We start from the raw sequence: 17,987 nt of genomic DNA, 5'->3' as shown, positions 1-17,987 counted from the left end.
CTCAGTGGGCGGGGGCCGGCCTGAACCGGCGCCGGTATTCGGCCGGGGCCGTGCCGAGCGCCTTGACGAAGGCGCGGCGCATGGCCTCCGGGGTGCCGTAGCCGCTGGCGCGGGCGACCTCCTCGATGCCGCCGGGGGTGTCCTCCAGCAGACGGCGGGCGTGTTCCAGGCGGACCCGGTCGACGTAGCGGCCGGGGGTGGTGCCGGTCTCCTCCCGGAAGGCGCGGGCGAAGTGCCGCGGTGACAGCCGGGCCCTGGCGGCGAGCGAGTCGACCGTGAGGTCGCCGGCCGGATGCTCGGTGATCCAGCGCTGCACCTCGCGCAGCGGTGCCCGCTGCGCGGTCTGGGCGGCGAGCTGGGCGCTGAACTGCGCCTGGTTGCCGGGCCGGCGCAGGAAGACCACCAGGTGCCGGGCGACCGCGAGGGCGACGTCCCGGTCCAGGTCCTCCTCGACCAGGGCGAGGGCCAGGTCGATGCCGGCCGTCACCCCGGCCGAGGTGGCGACGTGCCCGTCCCGGACGTAGATCGGCTCCGGGTCGACGTCGACGGCCGGGTGGTCGCGGGCGAGTGTGCCGCAGTACGCCCAGTGGGTCGTCGCCCGGCGGCCGTCGAGGAGTCCGGCGACGGCGAGCAGGACGGCGCCCGTGCAGACGGAGACCAGGCGCGGGGCGCGCGGCCCGTGGGTGCGCAGCCACTCGGTCAGCCGCGGGTCGGGGGCGCGGGTGCCCTCGCCGCCGGGGACCAGCAGGGTGTGCGGGCCGGCCGCCGCGGTGAGCGCCTCGTCCGGTACGAGGGTCAGGCCGGAGGAGCTGCGCACCGGGCCGCCGTCCAGGGAGGCCGTACGGATCCGGTAGGTGCCCGGTGTGTGCTTCTCGGCGCCGGCGAACACTTCCAGCGGACCGGTGACGTCGAGGCTCTGGACGCCGTCGAAGAGGACGAAGAGGAGGGTGCGCTGCGCCATGCCCCCGATTCTTCGCGGCCCCGGTCGAGGCCGCAATGACGTCCTTCCCACCTTTTCTGCCATGCGGTCCCGTCCCGCGGACCGGGGCCCGCGGGAGGCCCGGCGCCCCGCCGGACGTGCCCTGATCCCCGGGATGCCGGTGTCACCTGCCACAATTGCCGCGCAACCTTGAGTGGAGAAGGCGGTACGGGATCGTGACGACACCCGGGTCCCTCGGAGCAGGGTCCATCGAAGGCAGGATCGCCGGGGAACTCGGCGTACGGGAGCGGCAGGTGAGGGCCGCGGTGGAACTGCTCGACGGCGGTTCCACGGTGCCCTTCATCGCTCGCTACCGCAAGGAAGCGACCGAGATGCTCGACGACGCGCAGCTGCGCACCATCGAGGAGCGGCTGCGCTATCTGCGGGAGCTGGAGGAGCGGCGCTCCGCGATCCTGGACTCGGTGCGGGAGCAGGGCAAGCTCACCGAGGAGCTGGAGGCGCGGATCCGCGGCGCCGAGACGAAGGCGCGGCTGGAGGACATCTACCTCCCCTACAAGCCCAAGCGGCGCACCAAGGCGCAGATCGCGCGCGAGGCCGGTCTGGAGCCGCTCGCGGAGGGGCTGCTGAGCGACCCGGCGGTCGAACCGCTGGCGGCCGCCGCCGCGTTCGTCGACGCCGGCAAGGGCGTCGCCGACCCGCAGGCCGCGCTGGAGGGCGCGCGGGCGATCCTCACCGAGCGGTTCTCGGAGGACGCCGACCTGATCGGCGAGCTGCGCGAGCGCATGTGGGTGCGCGGGCGGCTGGCCGCGAAGGTACGGGAGGGCAAGGAGGAGGCGGGCGCCAAGTTCGCCGACTACTTCGACTTCGCCGAGCCGTTCACCGAGCTGCCCTCGCACCGGATCCTGGCGATGCTGCGCGGCGAGAAGGAGGAGGTCCTGGACCTCGTCCTGGAGCCGGAGGAGGCGACCGGGGGCCCGTCGTCGTACGAGGGCATCGTCGCCCACCGGTTCGGGATCGCCGACCGGGGCCGCCCGGCCGACAAGTGGCTGGGCGACACGGTCCGCTGGGCCTGGCGGACCCGCATCCTGGTCCACCTCGGGATCGACATCCGCCTCCGGCTGCGGACGGCCGCGGAGGACGAGGCGGTCAACGTGTTCGCGGCGAACCTGCGGGACCTGCTGCTGGCCGCGCCGGCCGGCACGCGGGCGACACTGGGCCTGGACCCCGGTTTCCGCACAGGCGTGAAGGTGGCCGTGGTCGACGCCACCGGCAAGGTCGTCGCCACGGACGTGATCTACCCGCACGTCCCGGCCAACAAGTGGGACGAGGCGCTCGCCAGGCTGGCGCGGCTGGCGAAGGAGCACGCGGTCGAGCTGGTCGCGATCGGCAACGGCACGGCGTCCCGCGAGACCGACAAGCTCGCCGGCGAACTCGTCGCCCGGCACCCGGAGCTGAAGCTCACCAAGGTGATGGTGTCCGAGGCGGGCGCGTCGGTGTACTCCGCCTCCCCGTACGCCTCGCAGGAACTGCCGGACATGGACGTGTCGCTGCGCGGCGCCGTCTCCATCGCCCGCCGGCTCCAGGACCCGCTGGCCGAGCTGGTGAAGATCGACCCGAAGTCGATCGGTGTCGGCCAGTACCAGCACGACCTGTCCGAGGTGAAGCTGTCCCGCTCGCTGGACGCGGTCGTCGAGGACTGTGTGAACGGTGTCGGCGTGGACGTCAACACGGCGTCCGTGCCGCTGCTCGCCCGGGTGTCGGGGATCTCGGCCGGGCTCGCCGAGAACATCGTCGCGCACCGGGACCAGAACGGGCCGTTCACGTCCCGCTCCGAGCTGAAGAAGGTGGCGCGGCTCGGCCCGAAGGCGTACGAGCAGTGCGCGGGCTTCCTGCGCATCCGCGGCGGCGACCCGCTGGACGCCTCCAGCGTGCACCCCGAGGCCTACCCGGTGGTGCGCCGCATGGTGAAGACCACGGGCCAGGAGGTGGCGTCCCTGATCGGCAACACGGGCGTGCTGCGCTCGCTGCGGCCGGCCGACTTCGTGGACGACACCTTCGGTCTGCCGACCGTCACCGACATCCTCAAGGAGCTGGAGAAGCCCGGCCGCGACCCGCGTCCCGCGTTCCGGACGGCCACCTTCAAGGAGGGCGTGGAGAAGATCTCCGACCTGTCCGCCGGGATGGTCCTGGAGGGCGTGGTCACCAACGTGGCCGCCTTCGGCGCGTTCGTCGACGTCGGCGTCCACCAGGACGGCCTGGTGCACGTGTCGGCGATGTCGAAGACGTTCGTCAAGGACCCGCGCGACGTGGTCAAGCCCGGGGACATCGTCAAGGTGAAGGTGCTCGACGTCGACATCCCGCGCAAGCGCATCGCGCTGACGCTGCGGCTGGACGACGAGGCGGCGGCGCAGGGCCAGGGCGGCGGCCGGCAGCAGCGCGGCGGCGGGGCCCGGCCGCCCCAGCAGCGGCAGGGCGGCGGCCAGCGGCAGGCCCGGGGCGGCGGTGACCGCGGCGGCCGGCAGGCGCCGGCACCGGCCGGCGGCGCGATGGCGGACGCGTTGCGCCGCGCGGGCCTGCTGGACCCGAAGAAGCGCTGACGGACGGGCCGGGCCGGGCGGCCACACCTCGCCCGGCCCGGCCCGCGCCACCCGGGAAACCGGTGGACACCGGTCACCTGATCGTCAGACTGGCCCCATGACCCCATCCGATCCCAAAGCCGACCTCCAGGTGTACCTCCAGGACGCCCGGGACGCGCTGCTCTGGAAACTCGACGGCCTGTCCGAGTACGACATCAGGCGCCCCCTGACTCCCACCGGCACCAACCTGCTGGGCCTGGTGAAGCACCTGACCGGCGCCGAGGCGCTGTACTTCGGCGCGGCCTTCGGCCGGCCCTTCCCGGGCACGCCCCTGTGGATCACGGGCGACGCCGAACCGGACGCGGACCTGTGGGCGCGGGCCGACGAGAGCCGGGAGGACATCACCGGGCGGTACCGGCGGGCGTGCGCCCGGGCCGACGAGACCGTCGCGGCGCTCCCGCTGGACGCGGTCGGCCGGGTGCCCGGCGCGCCGGCCGGGACGACGCTGCACCGGGTGCTGACCCACATGGTCGCCGAGACCCAGCGGCACGCCGGGCACGCGGACATCGTGCGCGAGCTGATCGACGGGGCCGTGGGGCAGCGGCCGGACGGCCTCAACGTGGCGCCCCGTGACCCGGCGCACCTCGGCCGGGTCGAACGGGCGGCGAAGGAGGCCGCGGCCCGCGTCGGCTAACGCTCCGTCACCTTGCCGTCGGCCACCTCAAGGCGCCGGGTCACATGGACCGCGTCCAGCATGCGGCGGTCGTGGGTGACCAGGAGCAGGGTGCCCGTGTAGGCGTCGAGAGCGCCCTCCAGCTGCTCGATGGCCGGCAGGTCCAGGTGGTTCGTCGGCTCGTCCAGCACCAGGAGGTTGACGCCCCGGCCCTGGAGCAGGGCGAGCGCGGCGCGGGTGCGTTCGCCCGGCGACAGGGTCGCGGCCGGGCGCAGCACGTGGGCGGCCTTCAGACCGAACTTGGCCAGCAGGGTGCGGACCTCCGCCGGTTCGGTGTCGGGGACGGCGGCGCAGAAGGCGTCGAGCAGGGTCTCCGGGCCGTGGAACAGCCCGCGGGCCTGGTCGACCTCGCCGACCAGGACCCCGGAGCCGAGGGCCGCGTGGCCGGCGTCGAGCGGGACGCGGCCGAGCAGCGCGCCGAGCAGGGTGGACTTGCCGGACCCGTTGGCGCCCGTCACCGCGATCCGGTCCGCCCAGTCGATCTGCAGGGAGACCGGGCCGAAGGTGAAGTCGCCGCGCCGCACCTCGGCGTCCCGCAGCGTCGCCACGACCGCGCCCGACCGCGGGGCGGACGCGATCTCCATGCGCAGCTCCCACTCCTTGCGCGGCTCCTCGACGACCTCCAGGCGCTCGATCATGCGCTGGGTCTGCCGGGCCTTGGCCGCCTGCTTCTCGCTGGCCTCGCTGCGGAACTTGCGGCCGATCTTGTCGTTGTCGTTGCCCGCCTTGCGACGGGCGTTCTTCACGCCCTTGTCCATCCAGGCCCGCTGCGTCTGGGCGCGGTCCTGGAGGGCGGCCTTCTTGTCGGCGTACTCCTCGTAGTCCTCGCGGGCGTGCCGGCGGGCCGTCTCCCGCTCCTCCAGGTAGGCCGCGTAGCCGCCGCCGTAGAGGTTGATCCGCTGCTGGGCGAGGTCGAGTTCGAGCACCTTGGTGACGGTGCGGGTGAGGAACTCGCGGTCGTGGCTGACGACGACCGTGCCGGCGCGCAGGCCGGTGACGAACCGTTCCAGACGCTCCAGGCCGTCCAGGTCCAGGTCGTTGGTGGGCTCGTCCAGGAGGAAGACGTCGTAGCGGGACAGCAGCAGGGAGGCGAGGCCGGCGCGGGCCGCCTGGCCGCCGGACAGGGCGGTCATCGGCTGGTCCAGGTCCACTGCCAGGCCGAGGGAGTCGGCGACCTCCTCGGCACGTTCCTCCAGGTCGGCGCCGCCCAGGCCGAGCCACCGCTCCAGGGCGGCCGCGTAGGCGTCGTCCGCGCCGGGCGCGCCGTCGACCAGCGCCTGGGTGGCCTCGTCCATGGTCCGCTGGGCCTCGGCGACCCCGGTGCGGCGGGCCAGGAACTCCCGGACGGTCTCCCCCGGCCGGCGCTCGGGCTCCTGCGGGAGATGTCCGACGGTCGCGGCCGGCGGGGACAGCCGCAGGTCGCCCTGCTCGGGCGGGACGAGGCCGGCGAGCATGCGCAGCAGGGTCGACTTCCCCGCGCCGTTGGCGCCGACCAGCCCGATCACATCGCCGGGCGCGACGACCAGGTCGAGCCCGGAGAACAGCGAGCGGTCGCCGTGCCCGGCGGCGAGGTTCTTGGCAACGAGGGTGGCAGTCATCAGGACGTCGATCCTAACGGCGGCGGGTGCGCGGGGCCGCCACGTCTTCTCCCGGTCACCGGCGTGGGGAGCGGTCTGCCGGCCGGGCCGCGCGGGGCCTATCGTCCTGGCGTGGACAGTGAGCCGAGAGACGAAGTGATCGTGGTCGGGGGCGGGGTCGCGGGGCTGACGACGGCCGTGCTGCTGGCCGAGTCCGGGCGGCGGGTACGGGTGTGGACGCGGGAGCCGGCCGAGCGGACGACCTCGGCGGTCGCCGGGGGCCTGTGGTGGCCGTACCGCATCGAACCGGAGCCGCTGGCGGGCGCCTGGGCCCTGGAGTCCCTCGGGGTGTACGAGGAGCTGGCGGAGCGCCCCGGGGAGACGGGGGTGCGTCTGGTCGACGGCGTCCACCACGGGGCCCGGCTGGACGAGCTGGGCCCGTGGGCGGGCCGGGTGCCGGGGCTGCGGGCGGTGGCCGAGGGGCTGGCGGCGCGGCTGCCGGTGATCGACATGCCGGTGCATCTGGCCTGGCTGCGGCAGCGCCTGGAGAGGGCGGGGGGCGCGGTGGAGGTCCGTGAGGTGACCGACCTGGCCGCCGTGCCCGCCCCCGTGGTGGTCAACTGCACGGGTCTCGGGGCCCGCTCCCTGGTGCCGGACCCGGCGGTGCGGCCGGTGCGCGGGCAACTGGTCGTCGTGGAGAACCCGGGCGTCACGAGCTGGTTCACCTCCGTCGACCACGTCTCGGCCGCGTCCACCTACTTCATCCCGCAGCCGGGCCGGCTGCTCCTGGGCGGCACGGCGCAGGAGGACGACTGGTCCCTGGAGCCGGACCCGGCCACGGCCGAGGCGATCGTCGCCCGCTGCGCGGCCGTCCGGCCGGAGATCGCCGGCGCGCGGGTCCTCGCGCACCGGGTGGGACTACGGCCGGCCCGGGAGGCGGTACGGCTGGAGCGCCGGACCCTCCCGGACGGCCGCGTGCTGGTGCACGACTACGGCCACGGCGGCGCCGGCGTCACAGTGGCATGGGGCTGCGCCCGCCAAGCAGCCGAGCTGGCCTCCCCACCCACCTGACCTCCCGCCCCCCAGGGGCGCGGGGAACCGCGCGACGAGCCCACACCAACCGGCACCCGAACCCGCGGACCGGCCACCCCCCAGGGGCGCGGGGAACTGCGCGACCAGCCCGCCCACGGCAACCCGCACCCGAACCCGCGAACCCGCCACCCCCCAGGGGCGCGAGGAACCGCGCGACCAGCCCACGACGACCCGCACCCGAACCCGCGAACCCGCCACCCCCCAGGGGCGCGAGGAACCGCGCGACCAGCCCACGACGACCCGCACCCGAACCCGCGGACCGGCCCCCCAGGGGCGCGGGGAACTGCGCGACCAGCCGACGGCAACCCGCACCCGAACCCGGCGGCCAGCCACCCGTCCCGGGCCGGTACCGCAGTGGCGGAAACCGTCAGCTCGCCGGAACGTGCCGGACGGCGTTACGCGGTGCTCCGACACCGTCCAGAACCCCCGGCGCGGGCGCCCCCGCGCCGCCGGACGTGGCCCGGGCGAAGGCCGCCGCACCGCCCACCAGCGGCACCCTGGCCGTCGTACGGGCCAGGTCCACGGTGAGCGTCGGCCTGGTGGACGGCGGGTCGATGAGGTCCTTGTCCGTGCCGGCCACGATCAGTGCCAGCCGGTGCCCGGCGGGAACGACGTGGTCGGTGGCCGCGAGGGAGAGGGTGATGGTGTAGGCCCGGCCCGGGGTGAGCGGGACGCCCTTCGCCGGCCAGGCGTAGTGACCGAGGTCGGCCCAGCCCCGGCTGACCACGGTGTAGTCGACGGCGGCCGTCTTCGCCGCGGTCTCCTTGAAGCAGGCGCTGTCCCCGGCGGTGCTCGCGCCCCAGCAGGTGCGGTCGGTGAGGGTGGTGATGCCCTCGGCCGGGTCGGCGTAGTCGCGGATGGTGTCCGGGCCGACGTCGACCAGCACGGCGGACAGATGGGCGGAGCCGGTCGTCGGGGTCGCGGTGACCGTCACCGTGGAGGAACCGGACAGGCGCACGTCCCGGCGGAGCGGCGCGGTGAGGAAGCCGGCCTTCTCCGGCGTGGACGCGGTCAGGTGCGCCGCCCAGTCGGTCTCGCTGCGCGCCGGGTCGTCCGTGAAGGTCTCGGTGCCGGCGGCCGGGCGCAGGCCGAGGGTGCCGACGCCGGCCCGGCTGCCCGCGGCCGGGTGCAGCACGGTGGTGCGGGTGCCGTGCGGGGGCCAGGCGGTGGAGGTGACCCACTGGCCGGGGTGGCGTTCGATGTCGGCCGCCGGCTCGCGGTCGACGCCGTTGTCGTAGCCGAGGAGTTCGTGGTCGAACCAGCGGTGCAGGGTGTCGACCCAGGCGCCGCGCCGGTAGTCGAACGGGTCGACGTGCCCGGTCTGGGACAGCCAGATCTTCCGCTTCACGCCATGCCGGGCGAGGGCGTCCCACCACTGCCCGAAGTGCTTGGTGCGGACGTTGAGGTCCTGCATGCCGTGCACCAGGAACACGCTGGCGCGCACCTTGGCGGCGTCCTTGACGTAGTCCCGCCCGGTCCACAGCGGGGTCCGGTCGCCGCTGCGCGGGCTGCCGTCGGCGAGTTCGCGCTGTACGGCCGCGCAGCGCGCGTGCGCGCCGGCGCTCTCGACGTAGTCGGCCAGTTCGTCGGGGCCGCCGTCGTAGAGGGGGGCGCCCTGGGCGAAGTAGTAGTCGTACCAGGAGGAGATGGCGCTGATCGGGACGATCGTCCTGAGGCCCTTGACGCCGGTGGCGGCGACGCCGTTGGCGATGGTGCCGTCCCAGCTCTTGCCGATCATGCCGGTACGGCCGTTGGTCCAGCCGGCCCGCACGGGGGTGCCGCCGGTGCGGCTGGTGTAGGCCCTGGCGCGGCCGTTGAGCCAGTCGATCACGGCCTTGGCGGACTGGATGTCGGAGCGGCCGCCGACGTCTACGCAGCCGTCGGAGCGGTTGGAGCCGGCGAGGTCGACGCCGACGAAGGCGTAGCCGCGGGGCACGAAGAAGTTGTCGTAGAACAGCGGCATCTGGACGACGTGTCCCTGCGCGTCGTACGTCTTGCGCTGGCTCTCGTTGCCGCGGCCGCAGCAGGAGTAGTAGGGGCTGGCGTCCATGATGACCGGCACCTTGCGGCCCTGCCGGGCCGGTTCGGCGGGCCGGACGATGTCGGCGGCGACGCGGTCGGTCCGTCCGTCGCCGTCCCCGTCGAGGCCGGTGTCCACCCATACGGACTCGCGGACGGCGTCGGTGTAGGAGTAGACGGGTCGGCTCTCCCGCGGCGCGGCCTGGGCGACGGCCGGGGTGAGGAAGGCGGCCGTCAGGGCGGTGACGGCGGCGGTGACGAGCGTTCTCCAGAGCGTGGAGCGCGTGCGTTTCGGCATGCGCGGACGGTACTCCGGCCAACTGCCGTGCAGAAGGGGGCTCTCGCGTGGCGCGTGTCGGCTGAATGGCGATCGTGTGACAGCAGGGGCCATGGACAGGTCAGAGGCCCCGGGGACTGAATAGGCTCTGACCAGACTTCTCCGAACGGACTTGCAGTCCTGACGACTTGGAGCTGACGTGCACCGCAGAATCATCGCCCCGGGCACACTGGCGGCGGCCTCCCTCCTGCTGGCGATCCCGGCATCGGCCGCGAGCTACACCCCCGGCGCCCCGGGCATCGGCGACCCCTACTACCCGTCCTACGGCAACGGCGGCTACGACGTCTCCCACTACGACCTGAGGCTGCAATACCAGCCGAAGACGGACGAGTTGCAGGGCACGGCCACGATCCAGGCGCGGACCACCCAGGACCTGTCCAGCTTCGACCTGGACTTCCTGCTGGACGTGAGCGAGGTGCGGGTCAACGGCGCCAAGGCCGCCTTCACCACGTCCGACCAGCACGAACTGGTCGTCACCCCGAAGACGCCGCTGGCCAAGGGCACGCCGGTGACGATCGTGGTCCGCTACAGCGGGGTGCCGTCGGCGAAGAGCGCCTACGGCTTCACCTCCTGGCACCGCACGCCCGACGGAGGCGTGGCCGCCAACGAGCCCGAGGCCGCCTGGTGGTGGTTCCCGAGCAACGACCACCCGACCGACAAGGCCACCTACGACGTGTCGGTGGCGGTACCGGACGGCACCCAGGCCATCTCCAACGGCACCCTCCAGTCGACGTCCTCGAAGCTGGGCTGGACCCGCTACAACTGGCGGCAGAACAAGCCGCAGGCGACCTACCTGGCCACGCTCGCGCTCGGCAGGTTCGACATCACCACCGGCACCTCCGACGGCGGGGTGCCCGTCGTCAACGCCTACAGCAAGGACCTGGGCGACAACGACGGTGCCGCGCGGGCCAGCGTGGAGCGCACCGGGGAGCTGGTGGACTGGCTGAGCGGCTACTTCGGGCCGTATCCGTTCAGCTCGGCGGGCGGCTACGTGCCGAACACCACCACCGGGTACGCGCTGGAGACGCAGGGCCGCGTCTACTACAGCCCGCGGCAGTTCGCGAACGGCTCCAACACCTCGGTGGTCGTGCACGAGCTGGCCCACCAGTGGTACGGCGACTACGTGTCGGTCAAGGGCTGGAAGGACATCTGGATCAACGAGGGCTTCGCCCGGTACGCGCAGTGGCTGTGGTCCGAGCACGAGGGCGAGGGCACCGCGCAGGAACTCGCCGACTACGTGTACGCCTCGCACCCGGCCGACGACGCCTTCTGGACGGTGAAGCCCGGCGACCCGGGCCCGGACGAGCAGTTCAGCGGCGCCGTCTACGACCGGGGTGCCCTGGCCATCCAGGCGCTGCGCAACGAGATCGGTGACGACGCGTTCTTCGCGGTCCTGAAGGGCTGGCCGAAGGAGCACGCCTACGGCAACGCCTCGGTGGCCGACTTCCAGAGGTACGCCGAGCAGGTGTCCGGCAAGCCGCTGTCCGCGCTGTTCGACACCTGGCTGTTCCAGCCGTCGAAGCCGGCCGCGCCGGCGGTCCGCGCCCTGGTGAAGACGGGTACGCCGGTGGCGCGGCCGAAGTCGTGGAAGAAGATCGAGGCGACGAACGACGTGCACGGGCACTGACGCCTCACCGGTCCGGCCCGGCCGCCTGCCGCAGGAGGTCCGCCCGGCCTATCGCGTCCGCGCGGGAGGCCGGGACGGTGCAGGCGTAGGCGCCGGCGATCGCGCCGTACCGGGCGCAGCGCTCGGGTGGCTCGCCGGTCAGCCGGCCGTAGAGGAACGCGGCGGCGAAGGCGTCGCCCGCGCCGTTGGAGTCGACCACCGGAGCGGGCGGCTCGGCCACCGGCACCCGGGTCAGCTCGCCGCCAGCCAGCAGGTACGCGCCGTCCGCTCCGGCGGTGGCGACGACGGCCCGGGCCCGGCCCCGCCCGGCGATGCGCCGCATGGTCCGCTCGGGGTCGGCGAGGGCGGCGGCCGACAGGAAGACGACGTCGGCCGCGTACGCGAACGGCTCGTGGTACGGGTTCTCGCCGTCCCAGTCGTGCAGGTCCGTGGAGAGCGGCACGCCGGTCTCCCGCAGGACGGGCAGGGCGTGGGCGCAGGGCTGGGTGATCGTCACGTGCACGTGCCGGCTCGCGGCGGCCAGCGCCCGCAGGGTGGCCTCGGGGAAGCGGTCGTCGGGGTGGGCGCGGCTGGTGTCGTACAGCGACAGGCGGCGGCCGTCCGGGCCTACCAGGTTGACCGCCCGCTTGGTGCCGGCGGGCTGCGGGAGGGCGGTGAGGGTGATGCCGTGCTCGTGGTGCAGGGCGCGCACGAGGTCGCCCTCGGGGTCGTCGCCGAGCAGGTCGAGGTGGTGGGTGCGCAGGCCGAGCCTGGCCAGGCCCAGGGCGACGAAGTCGCCGGTCTGCCCGGCGCGGGTGCGGATCCCCGAGTCGATCATGTAGCTGTCGGCGTACGGCAGGGGCAGCTCGGGGACGTGGACGATGGTGTCCACCCCGGCCCCGCCCAGTACCAGCACATCCGTCGTCCCCGCCCGTGCGGTCATCGCGCGCCCTCCCCGTGGTCGTGCGCCGCCACGGCCGTCCCGCGTCCCGCCGGCCTCCTGTGTTCTGTGCACCGGCGCGTGGTGGCGTCGCCCCGGAGCCACTGGATTCCGGGGTGACGCCACTTTAGGCGAAGCCACTGACAGTGGCTCCGAGCTGCTACTTCGACAGCTCGGACAGCTCCTGGCCGGTGTTTCGTGCCACGCGGCGGCGGACGCCGAACCAGCCGGCGACCAGCATGACGGCGAGCAGCGGGATCAGCAGGATGGTCTTCCGGCCGACCTCGGGGTCGTTCCACATCATGCCGAGGCAGATCAGCAGGAACGCGATCGTGGCGATCTCGGTGACCGGGCTGAACTTCAGCTGGAAGTGCGGCCGGGTCGCCAGGCCCGCGCGGGCGCGGCGGACGAAGATCATGTGGCAGAGCATGATGATCACCCAGGTGCTGATGATGCCGAGGGAGGCGACGTTCAGCACGATCTCGAAGGCCTGGCTGGGCACCAGGTAGTTCAGGCCGACACCGAGCACACAGACCGCGCAGGTCAGCAGGATGCCGCCGTAGGGCACCTGGCTGCGGTTCATGCGGGCGGTGAACTTCGGGGCGGAGCCCGCCATGGCCATGGAGCGCAGGATGCGGCCGGTGGAGTACAGGCCGGAGTTCAGCGACGACATGGCGGCGGTCAGCACGACCAGGTTCATCACGTCGCCGGCCGCCGGGACGCCGATCTTCGACAGGACCGTGACGAACGGGCTCTCGTCGGCGGAGTACACCGAGCCGGGCAGCAGCAGGGCGAGCAGGACGACCGAGCCGACGTAGAACAGGCCCACGCGCCACATGATCGAGTTCACCGCGCGGGGGACGACCTTCTCCGGTTCGGCGGTCTCGCCGGCGGCCACGCCGACCAGCTCCAGCGCGGCGTAGGCGAAGATCACGCCCTGCATGACCAGGACGACCGGCATCGCGCCGTGCGGGAAGAGGCCGCCGTGGTCGCTGATGATGCTCAGGCCGGGGGTGTGGCCGCCGACCTTGTGCTGGGTGGCGAGCAGGAAAATGCTGATCAGCATGAAGCCGACGATGGTGGCGACCTTGATGATCGCGAACCAGAACTCCATCTCGCCGAAGAACTTCACCGAGATCAGGTTCACGGCCAGGACCACCGCGAGGGCGATCAAGGCGAGCACCCACTGGGGAATGCTGGTGAACATGGACCAGTAGTGCGTGTAGAGCGCGATCGCGGTGATGTCGGCGATGCCGGTGGTCGACCAGTTCAGGAAGTACATCCAGCCGGCGACGTAGGCGCCCTTCTCGCCGAGGAACTCGCGCGCGTACGACACGAAGGACCCGGAGGACGGGCGGTACAGGACCAGCTCGCCCAGGGCCCGGACGACGAAGAAGGCGAAGACGCCGCAGACCAGGTAGGCCAGGGCGAGCGCCGGTCCGGCGTTGTGCAGGCGGCCGCCGGCACCCAGGAGGAGTCCGGTGCCGATGGCGCCACCGATGGCGATCATGTTGACGTGGCGGGCCTTGAGGTCCTTGCTGTAACCGGCGTCGCCCGCGTCCGCGGGCGTCTGGGCCACCGGGGGGTGGGTGGTGGCCGGTGCCGATTCCACGGCTTCCTTGCTCACGGGTGGTTCCATTCCTGGTGCGCCCGGGCCTCGTGGGCCCGGGGTTCGTGCAGGTCCTGGCCCGCACCACCCTCGTGTTGCGGCACAGACCAAGGCAGCAGCTTCCCAGAGGGTTCGGCCGGTATGCGATGGTCCACGTCACAGAGCGGTTCTTCTCACACGACGGCCACAGGCTCCTTCCGGGTTTCACACCATCGGTGAGACAGCAATACTGCTGCGCATGACGACCGGTACCGGGGAGACGCCCCTCACCATCGACGAGCTGGCCGCGCGGGCGGGCGTCACCGTCCGCACCGTCCGCTTCTACGGCAGCAAGGGGCTGCTCCCGCCGCCGGTGATCGGTCCGCGCCGGGTGGGGCACTACGGTCCCGACCACGTGGCGCGCCTGGCGCTCATCGAGGAGCTGCAGCAGCAGGGCATGACCCTGGCGGCGATCGAGCGGTACCTGCGGCAGCTGCCGCAGGACCTGACCCCGCACGATCTGGCCATCCACCGCGCGGTGGTCGCGTCCTGGGCGCCGGACGTGGTGGAGACGGTGCCGCGCCGGGAGCTGGAGCGGCGGGCGGGACGCCCGCTCGGCGCGGAGGACGTGGAGCGGCTGGCGGCGATGAACGTCGTCGTGCCGGTCGGCGGGGACACCTTCCGGGTGGACGCCGGGCTGTTGCGGCTCGGCGTCCGGCTCCTGGACGTACCGCTGTCGCAGGAGGCGATCCTCGCGGCGCGCAAGGTGCTCGTGGAGCACTCGCGCGCCGCGGCTCACGCGCTCTCCCAGCTCCTGCGCGGCGAGGTGGAGGAGCGCGACGCCCGGGACGTGAAGTCCCTGTCGGCGCACATGCACCCCTTGGTGGTGCAGGCGCTGCTGACCACCTTCCAGCGATCGCTGCGGGAGGAGCTGAGCGAGTGGCTCACCGGCTCAGGAGCGGGCTGAGTCGCTGAACGGCTCCCCCTTCTCCGCCTTCGTCACGAGCAGGGCGGGCGGGGTGAACCGCTCGCCGTAGCGCTCGGCCAGCTCGCGGGCGCGGGCCACGAAGCCGGGCAGGCCCCCTTCGTAGCCGTTGATGTACTGGAGCACGCCGCCGGTCCAGCCGGGGAAGCCGATGCCGAGGATCGAGCCGATGTTGGCGTCGGCGACGGAGGTGAGCACGCCCTCCTCCAGGAGGCGCACGGTGTCGAGCGCCTCGGCGAAGAGCATGCGCTCCTGCATGTCCCGGAACGGGATCTCGTACCCGGGCCGGGTGAAGTGCTCGCGCAGGCCCGGCCAGAGCCCGGCGCGCTTGCCGTCCTCGGTGTAGTCGTAGAAGCCGGCGCCACCGCTGCGGCCGGTGCGGCCGAACTCGTCGACCATGCGGTCGACGACCGCCTCCGCGGGGTGTGCGGTCCAGGTGCCGCCGGCCTCCTCCACGGCCCGCCTGGTCTCGGCCCGGATCCTGCGCGGCAGGGTGAGGGTCAGCTCGTCCATGAGGGAGAGCACCTTGGCCGGGTAGCCGGCCTGGGCGGCGGCCTGTTCCACGGAGGCGGGTTCGACGCCCTCGCCGACCATGGCGACGCCCTCGTTGATGAAGTGGCCGATCACCCGGGAGGTGAAGAAGCCGCGGGAGTCGTTGACGACGATCGGCGTCTTGTTGATCTGCCGGACCAGGTCGAAGGCGCGCGCGAGGGCCTCGTCGCCGGTGCGGCCGCCCTTGATGATCTCCACCAGCGGCATCTTGTCGACCGGTGAGAAGAAGTGCAGCCCGATGAAGTCGTCCTGGCGCTGCACGCCCTCGGCGAGCGTGGTGATGGGCAGCGTGGAGGTGTTGGAGCACAGCAGCGCGTCGGGGGCGACGACCTGCTCGATCTCCTGGAACACCTTGTGCTTGAGGGCGGTGTCCTCGAACACGGCCTCGATGACGGCGTCGCAGCCGGCGAGGTCGGCGGCCTCGGCGGTGGGGGTGATACGGGCGAGCAGCGCGTCGGCCTTCTCCTGGCTGGTGCGGCCCCTGGCGACGGCCTTGGCGCACAGCTTCTCGGAGTAGCCCTTGCCCTTGACGGCCGCCTCCAGGGAGACGTCCTTGAGGACGACGTCGATGCCGGCGCGGGCGCACGCGTAGGCGATGCCGGCGCCCATCATGCCGGCGCCGAGGACGGCCACCCTGCGGACCTGGCGGGGTTCGATGCCCCGGGGGCGGTTGGCGCCGGAGTTGACCGCCTGGAGGTCGAAGAAGAAGGCCTGGATCATGTTCTTCGAGGTCTGTCCGGCGGCCAGTTCCACGAAGTAGCGGGCCTCGATGACCTGGGCGGTCTCGAAGTCGACCTGGGAGCCCTCGACGGCGGCGGCGAGGATGTTGCGCGGGGCCGGGTAGGGGGCGCCGCCGGTCTGCTTGCGCAGGCTGGCCGGGAAGGCGGGCAGGTTCGCGGCGAACTTGGGGTGGGCCGGCGTCCCGCCGGGGATCCGGTAGCCCGGCCGGTCCCAGGGCTGCTGGGACTCTGGGTTGGCGTCGATGAAGGCGCGGGCCCTGGCGAGCAGGTCCTCGGGGGTGGCGGCGACCTCGTGGACGAGGCCGTTCTCCTGGGCGCGCCGGGCGTTGTACTGCTGGCCCTGGAGGAGCACCTTCAGCAGGGCGTCCGTGATGCCCAGCAGCCGTACGGTGCGGACGACTCCGCCGCCGCCGGGCAGGAGGCCGAGGGTGACCTCGGGACAGCCGATCTTGGTACCGGGGGTGTCGAGGGCCACCCGGTGGTGGCAGGCGAGGGCCAGTTCGAAACCGCCGCCGAGGGCCGCGCCGTTGATCGCGGCGACGACCGGCTTGCCGAGGGTCTCGATGCGGCGCAGGTTCCGCTTGATGGCGAGGCCGCCGTCGAACAGTTCCTGCGCGGTCTCCGGCGTGACCCGGATGAGGTCGCGCAGGTCGCCGCCCGCGAAGAAGGTCTTCTTGGCGGAGGTGAGGATGATGCCGCGGATGTTCTCCTGCTCCGCCTCCAGCCGGTCGGTGATCGCGGCGAGGGAGTCGCGGAACGCCTGGTTCATGGTGTTCGCGGACTGGTCGGGGTCGTCCAGGACGAGGGTGACGACACCGGTGTCGTCCTGCTCCCAGCGGATGGTGGTGCTCTCGGTCATGACAGTCGTCTCCGTTGAGGTCTGCGGTCGCTTGGTTTCCGCGGGGAGGTCAGATGCGCTCGACGACGGTGGCGATGCCCATGCCGCCGCCGACGCAGAGGGTGGCGAGGCCGTACCGCTTGTCCTGGCGTTCCAGTTCGTCGACGAGCGAGCCGAGGATCATGGCGCCGGTGGCGCCGAGCGGGTGGCCGAGGGCGATGGCGCCGCCGTTGACGTTGACCTTGTCCAGGCTGAGGCCCATGTCCTTGACGAAGCGCAGCACGACCGCGGCGAACGCCTCGTTGATCTCGACCAGGTCGATGTCGTCGATGGTGAGGCCGGCCTTGGCCAGGGCCTTGCGGGTGGCGGGGGCGGGGCCGGTGAGCATGATGGTCGGCTCGGAGCCGGAGACGGCCGCGGAGACGATCCGCGCGCGCGGGGTGAGGCCGTAGCGCTCGCCGACCTCCCGGGAGCCGATCGCGACGAGGGAGGCGCCGTCCACGATGCCGGAGGAGTTGCCCGCGTGGTGGACGTGGTCGATCTTCTCCACCCAGTGGTACTTCTGCAGGGCGACCGCGTCGAAGCCGCCCAGGTCGCCGATGTCCGCGAAGGACGGCTTCAGCCTGCCGAGGGAGTCGGCGGTGGTGCCGGGGCGCAGGTGCTCGTCGTGGTCGAGGACGACCAGGCCGTTGCGGTCCTTCACGGGGACCACGGAGCGGTCGAAGCGGCCCTCCTTCCAGGCGGTGGCGGCGCGTTCCTGGGACAGGGCCGCGTACTCGTCCACGTCCCGGCGGGAGAAGCCCTCGATGGTGGCGATCAGGTCGGCGCCGATGCCCTGCGGCACGAAGTTGACGGAGAGGTTGGTCATCGGGTCGTTGAACCAGGCGCCGCCGTCCGAGGCCATCGGGACGCGGGACATGGACTCGACACCGCCCGCGAGGACCAGGTCCTCCCAGCCGGCGCGGACCTTGGCGGCGGCCAGGTTGACGGCCTCCAGGCCGGAGGCACAGAAGCGGTTCTCCTGCACGCCGGCGACCGTGTCCGGCAGTCCGGCGGCGATGGCGGCGATCCGGGCGATGTCGGAGCCCTGGTCGCCGACGGGGCCGACGACACCGAGCACGATGTCGTCGATCGCGGCCGGGTCGAGGCCGGGGAAGCGGTCGCGGATCTCGTGGATGAGGCCGACGACCAGGTCGATGGGCTTCGTGCCGTGCAGGGCGCCGTTCGCCTTGCCGCGGCCGCGCGGGGTGCGGATCGCGTCGTACACGTACGCTTCGGTGCTCACTGGGGTGCCTTTCGGGAGGGTGGGCCGAGCGGGGTGGGCCGGGTCAGCCGCGGTCGGTGACGAGGTCGTCGGGGTCGTCGGCGGGACGGTCCGGTATCCCCCAGTCCCGGGCGACCGCGGCCGTGTCCGCGCCGGGCCGGGCGGGGCCGGTGCGGACGGCGGTGGGGGTGGCGGAGAAG

At 73.0% G+C, this 17,987-nt stretch carries 12 protein-coding genes and 1 pseudogene; 5 read left to right on the top strand and 8 right to left on the bottom strand.

All coding sequences use genetic code 11. The annotated features are described in order from the left end of the window. Position 1: 1 nt before the first annotated feature. On the bottom strand, positions 2–961 hold the full coding sequence (locus tag IG05_RS0128075) for a GlxA family transcriptional regulator (protein ID WP_030346808.1): 960 nt from the start codon (positions 959–961) through the stop codon (positions 2–4). 194 nt (positions 962–1,155) lie between these two features. Here IG05_RS0128075 and IG05_RS0128070 point away from each other — a divergent pair, with 194 nt between their 5' ends. Further along, entirely contained in the window at positions 1,156–3,537 is a 2,382-nt protein-coding gene (locus IG05_RS0128070; protein ID WP_030346807.1) for a Tex family protein, read from the top strand. 97 nt (positions 3,538–3,634) lie between these two features. Beyond that, positions 3,635–4,210 carry a DinB family protein gene (locus tag IG05_RS0128065; protein ID WP_030346806.1) on the top strand — a complete coding sequence of 192 codons (576 nt, stop codon included), beginning with the start codon at positions 3,635–3,637 and terminating at the stop codon, positions 4,208–4,210. Here IG05_RS0128065 and IG05_RS0128060 read toward each other — a convergent pair. Then, on the bottom strand, positions 4,207–5,847 hold the full coding sequence (locus tag IG05_RS0128060) for an ABC-F family ATP-binding cassette domain-containing protein (protein WP_030346805.1): 1,641 nt from the start codon (positions 5,845–5,847) through the stop codon (positions 4,207–4,209). The genes IG05_RS0128065 and IG05_RS0128060 overlap by 4 nt on opposite strands. A 135-nt stretch (positions 5,848–5,982) precedes the next feature. Here IG05_RS0128060 and IG05_RS0128055 point away from each other — a divergent pair, with 135 nt between their 5' ends. After that, positions 5,983–6,897: an FAD-dependent oxidoreductase gene (locus IG05_RS0128055; RefSeq protein WP_030346804.1), complete on the top strand. Its 915-nt coding sequence runs from the start codon at positions 5,983–5,985 to the stop codon at positions 6,895–6,897. 388 nt (positions 6,898–7,285) lie between these two features. On the opposite strand, the gene IG05_RS0128045 is transcribed toward IG05_RS0128055, so the two are convergent. After that, positions 7,286–9,235, bottom strand: a complete 1,950-nt coding sequence (locus tag IG05_RS0128045) for a Xaa-Pro dipeptidyl-peptidase (RefSeq protein WP_030346803.1) — start codon at positions 9,233–9,235, stop codon at positions 7,286–7,288. A 178-nt stretch (positions 9,236–9,413) separates the two neighbouring features. Between IG05_RS0128045 and IG05_RS0128040 the strand changes: the two genes are divergently transcribed. Beyond that, positions 9,414–10,901, top strand: a complete 1,488-nt coding sequence (locus tag IG05_RS0128040) for a M1 family metallopeptidase (protein WP_030346802.1) — start codon at positions 9,414–9,416, stop codon at positions 10,899–10,901. A 4-nt stretch (positions 10,902–10,905) separates the two neighbouring features. Here the strand turns inward: IG05_RS0128040 and IG05_RS0128035 are convergent, their stop codons facing one another. Together IG05_RS0128035 and IG05_RS0128030 are read right to left on the bottom strand one after the other, a co-directional pair. Beyond that, positions 10,906–11,823, bottom strand: coding sequence for a PfkB family carbohydrate kinase (locus IG05_RS0128035; protein WP_030346801.1), 918 nt, complete (start codon positions 11,821–11,823; stop codon positions 10,906–10,908). Positions 11,824–11,980: 157 nt separating this feature from the next. Further along, positions 11,981–13,447, bottom strand: a complete 1,467-nt coding sequence (locus IG05_RS0128030) for an amino acid permease (RefSeq protein ID WP_030346800.1) — start codon at positions 13,445–13,447, stop codon at positions 11,981–11,983. 220 nt (positions 13,448–13,667) lie between these two features. On the opposite strand from IG05_RS0128030, the gene IG05_RS0128025 reads away from it, so the two are divergent. After that, positions 13,668–14,375: a MerR family transcriptional regulator gene (locus tag IG05_RS0128025; RefSeq protein WP_030346799.1), complete on the top strand. Its 708-nt coding sequence runs from the start codon at positions 13,668–13,670 to the stop codon at positions 14,373–14,375. On the opposite strand, the gene IG05_RS0128020 is transcribed toward IG05_RS0128025, so the two are convergent. The 3 genes and pseudogenes from IG05_RS0128020 to IG05_RS47115 all read right to left on the bottom strand — a co-directional run. Continuing rightward, positions 14,361–16,544: a 3-hydroxyacyl-CoA dehydrogenase NAD-binding domain-containing protein gene (locus IG05_RS0128020; protein WP_030346798.1), complete on the bottom strand. Its 2,184-nt coding sequence runs from the start codon at positions 16,542–16,544 to the stop codon at positions 14,361–14,363. The two genes, IG05_RS0128025 and IG05_RS0128020, sit on opposite strands and share 15 nt — an antisense overlap. Before the next feature lie 49 nt (positions 16,545–16,593). Continuing rightward, positions 16,594–17,808 carry an acetyl-CoA C-acetyltransferase gene (locus tag IG05_RS0128015; protein ID WP_030346797.1) on the bottom strand — a complete coding sequence of 405 codons (1,215 nt, stop codon included), beginning with the start codon at positions 17,806–17,808 and terminating at the stop codon, positions 16,594–16,596. Between the two features lie 43 nt (positions 17,809–17,851). Then, a pseudogene (locus IG05_RS47115) lies at positions 17,852–17,987 on the bottom strand (CoA transferase); the annotation flags it as partial.

It is taken from the genome of Streptomyces sp. NRRL S-1022 (genome assembly GCF_000720135.1).
In the GTDB taxonomy this organism is placed as follows: Bacteria; Actinomycetota; Actinomycetes; order Streptomycetales; family Streptomycetaceae; genus Streptomyces.
The sequence above is the reverse complement of the archived record's forward strand: the minus strand, read 5'-3'. Positions and strand labels throughout refer to the sequence as shown.

Excerpts from the sequence above, each read along its gene's own strand:
- IG05_RS0128020 (WP_030346798.1), bottom strand. The coding sequence starts at position 16,544 with ATGACCGAGAGCACCACCATCCGCTGGGAGCAGGACGACACCGGTGTC.
- IG05_RS0128025 (WP_030346799.1), top strand. The coding sequence starts at position 13,668 with ATGACGACCGGTACCGGGGAGACGCCCCTCACCATCGACGAGCTGGCC.
- IG05_RS0128075 (WP_030346808.1), bottom strand. The coding sequence starts at position 961 with ATGGCGCAGCGCACCCTCCTCTTCGTCCTCTTCGACGGCGTCCAGAGC.
- IG05_RS0128065 (WP_030346806.1), top strand. The coding sequence starts at position 3,635 with ATGACCCCATCCGATCCCAAAGCCGACCTCCAGGTGTACCTCCAGGAC.
- IG05_RS0128045 (WP_030346803.1), bottom strand. The coding sequence starts at position 9,235 with ATGCCGAAACGCACGCGCTCCACGCTCTGGAGAACGCTCGTCACCGCC.
- IG05_RS0128035 (WP_030346801.1), bottom strand. The coding sequence starts at position 11,823 with ATGACCGCACGGGCGGGGACGACGGATGTGCTGGTACTGGGCGGGGCC.
- IG05_RS0128060 (WP_030346805.1), bottom strand. The coding sequence starts at position 5,847 with ATGACTGCCACCCTCGTTGCCAAGAACCTCGCCGCCGGGCACGGCGAC.